General features: G+C 31.5%; 4 protein-coding genes. All 4 read right to left on the bottom strand.

Translation table 11 applies throughout. The features are described 5' to 3' along the window. Window positions 1–1206, bottom strand: a 1206-nt coding sequence (locus ABJI11_RS10640; protein ID WP_348351951.1) for a WcaI family glycosyltransferase, incomplete at its 3' end; no start/stop codon positions are given. 197 nt (window positions 1207–1403) lie between these two features. Then, a complete protein-coding gene (locus ABJI11_RS10635) occupies window positions 1404–1967 on the bottom strand; it encodes a WcaF family extracellular polysaccharide biosynthesis acetyltransferase (RefSeq protein WP_348351949.1) in 564 nt (187 codons plus the stop codon). Continuing rightward, on the bottom strand, window positions 1954–3147 hold the full coding sequence (locus ABJI11_RS10630) for a glycosyltransferase (RefSeq protein ID WP_348351947.1): 1194 nt from the start codon (window positions 3145–3147) through the stop codon (window positions 1954–1956). Before ABJI11_RS10630 ends, ABJI11_RS10635 begins: the two co-directional genes overlap by 14 nt. A gap of 42 nt (window positions 3148–3189) precedes the next feature. After that, window positions 3190–3398: hypothetical protein (locus ABJI11_RS10625; protein ID WP_348351945.1), on the bottom strand; the 209-nt coding region annotated here is incomplete at its 5' end.

Here is a 3398-nt window from a genome sequence, read left to right as displayed (position 1 = left end):
CAAGGATAAAAATTGTGAGGCGTATATATGCGCATTCTCCTTTAAAGTGAATAATTTTTTATTTGAAATAAGATAATTAATTCCTGAAGTCAATGCGTTTTTATCTTCTGGCTGTATTAAATGGCCCATTTTATGTGAGTCAACCAACCTAAAAAGATCGGTGTTTTCAGTTGCTGTAATTAAAGCTATGCCTCCTACAGATAAAATGGTAGTAAGTTTTGAAGGCATCATTAGATCACTTGCATTTGCTTTTTGTATGACTAAATGTATGTCGACCATGTTTAGAAAATCATTAAATACTTCTTTTGGCTGTAAAGGCAAAAAAGAGATATTATGTAAATTTAATTGACTAGCTTTTTCTTTTAATACTAATTGATATGGACCTGAACCACATATTAAAAATTTAATATGATTATTTTGTGTAAATTCTTGAGCAGAATCAAGTATAATTTCCAAACCTTGCTTTTCTCCAATCGCCCCTGAATACACAATTATTTGGTCTTCTTCCTTATATCCAAATTTTCTTTTTAATTCCGCTTTATTATCCATAGGAAAAAACAAGGAATTATCGGTCCAATTGGGTAGATAGAATACCTTTTTCTTACATTTTTTTTCGATTTTATCAATCATACTCAATGATATACTGCTAATTCTATCAGAATTTCTGAAAATAAAGCATTCAACATGTAACAGTATGTTTATAAGATATTTAGATTTTATCATTCCAAGTTTTAAGGCAGCCTCTATCTGTAAATCTTGCACATGGTGTACATGTCTGGTGTTTTTAAGTATTTTATAGAAAGCACCTAACACACCAGAAAGAAATGTTGGGGCAACAGAAATAACTAAATCAAATTTTTTCTTGAATAAAAAATAAATAAGTAATATCAATGCGGATATAAAAAAACTAACATCCGATAGTATACGTTTAAGTCCCGTTGGTTTTTTTGGAACGTACATAGGACATCTATAGACTTTTATTAATGATTGGCTTTTTCCAACTAAGATATTCTCTTTAAGATACCTATTTTTTTTCTTGTTATAAGGTGCTTGTACTTTCCATTGCGGATAATAAGGATAGCTGGTTATTACGGAACATTCATGTCCCTTTTTTGACAACCACTCCATCATTTCACCACTATACTTGCCAATGCCCGTTAGTTCTGGAGAATAATTGTAGCCTATTAAAAGGATTCTTTTTTTCAAAATAATACTATTTAGTTGGTTGTTTATTTATACTTAAAGGTTAGATGAATAGATAAATGTTAAAAGAGTTAATATCTATCTAGTTAACCTAAATCAGGTTTAGGAATGCGCCAGAAATATGAGTGACTACTTGGTGAAAATGATAAAGTTATTTTCTTTGGTATTTATCAGAGAAATACAAACGTTTAAAAGGAAGGTTAAACCCAACGAGGCTTACTAAAATTACCCGATGTAATACTGGTCACAATATTTTCTTTAACATTTTTAGTGACAATTGAACCTGCTGTTATTACGGTGTTTGCGCCAATAGTTACATTCGGGGCAATAAAACAATTGGCTCCTACCCAACACCCTTCTTTTAATGTGATAGGACCGTTTCTGTAAGGCATAGATGGTTTTCTATAATCATGATTTCCACCACATAAAAAACTACGTTGAGATATACAGACATTATTCTCTATGTGTAATAGTTCAAAATTTAAAAGAAATGCTTCTTCACCTACCCATACATAATTGCCTATAATTAGTTTCCAAGGAAAATGAATATTTACTCTAGGTTTAATAACTACTCCTTTTCCTATTTTGGCTCCGAACATTTTTAATATGCCAACTTTTAACTTACTGGGATAGGGTAATGCCGATAGAAAAAAGACTATTTTAAATAGATACCAGATTATTTCTTTCAATTTACTTGCGCCACGGTCTAGTCCTATTGAAGCATCGAAATTCTTTAATGAAACCTTAGATTTAGTGTGATGCATCTGTAATGGCTTTAATATATTGTCTAGACGTTTTTTCCATGGTAAAATTGTCTAAGTATACTTTGAAAGCATTTTCTTTAATTTTAGCTAATTTGCTATTTGATAATGAGCTGTATTCTTTAAGGGCTTCGAATGTAGCTTGTTCTGTATCTTCCGATACAATGCCTCCATTACCTTTTTCTATTTCTCGCCAAATATTTACTTTGTTAGAAATTATTACAGGGCATTTACATGCCAATGCTTCTACAACGGCAATACCAAAATTTTCTTGATGACTTGGTAATATAAAAGCTTTTGCACCATAAAATGAAGCCCATTTTTCTGAGCCCGATATCATTCCTATAAATTTAACATGTTGTTTTAGTAATGAATCATGCTCTACCAAGTTATAGAGTTTTTGACCAAATTCACTTTCAATACCAGGACCGGCAAGTATTAATTTAGGCAGCTTTATTTTTTCTATAAGGGCCTTTGAATATGCATTCAATAAATTAAACAATCCTTTTTTGTGATGTAGTCTACTTAAAAAGAGAAAATATTCTTCATCGGGTAGTATATCATGTCGTTTTTTAAAGGATTCTATATCAGTCAGGTTTTTTGATGGTGGTGATAAAATACCATAACCAATATTCATTTCTTTTTTAGGTGAATACCCTTTAAATGTTTTTCTGGCAAGTAATAGCTCCTCTTCACAGGTAAAGAGTATTCCGTTTGCACTATTCATTATTTTTTTTTCTATAACTTTCCAGAATAGTATATTGCGGATGGCCTTAAGTTTACGTTCAGGAGCTTTTTGAAAATAAGGATCCATCATGCCATGGGTCATCATAAACAATTTTGGAGTATTCTCACCTTTACCTCTTACTTGGTTCAAAGCTTTTCTGACCGCATAACCATTGTATTGCCATAGTCCATGTACAATAATAGCTTGGTATTTTGATATGTTCTTATTTAACCATGGTAAAAGATGTTTTGAATAGGCCCAAGAAGAGGTTTTTCCACCCAATGCTATAATTTTGAAATTATCGTTTCCAAGATATTCTGCATCTGGTTCATCCAAGCAGACCACATCACTATCAATTTCAATAGAGTCTATGTAGCCTATACTATTTCTAATACCCTGGCACATACCGCCATATATGGGGTCCATACTAGTGATAACGTTTAATACTTTGGTCATAAAATAATAATGCGGATTATAACTTAATATGAGTATCTCTTGCTAAGGTTGAGATATTATTTGTTTGTAGAGTTTGTCTAGTTGTACTATCATTTTTTCCTGTTCAAAACGCTCTACATTTTTTAATCCTGTTGAAACAATTTCATTACGTTTTTCAGGATTTAAGGTTAATACTTGGTGAACTACGCTAGAAGCTTCAAAAGCCCATTTTTTAACATTGTTTTTTGTTGGGCGTTTGGGAATATAGTATG

Origin of the sequence: Maribacter sp., from assembly GCF_039968975.1 — a bacterium.
Lineage (GTDB): Bacteria > Bacteroidota > Bacteroidia > Flavobacteriales > Flavobacteriaceae > Maribacter.
The sequence above is the reverse complement of the archived record's forward strand: the minus strand, read 5'-3'. Positions and strand labels throughout refer to the sequence as shown.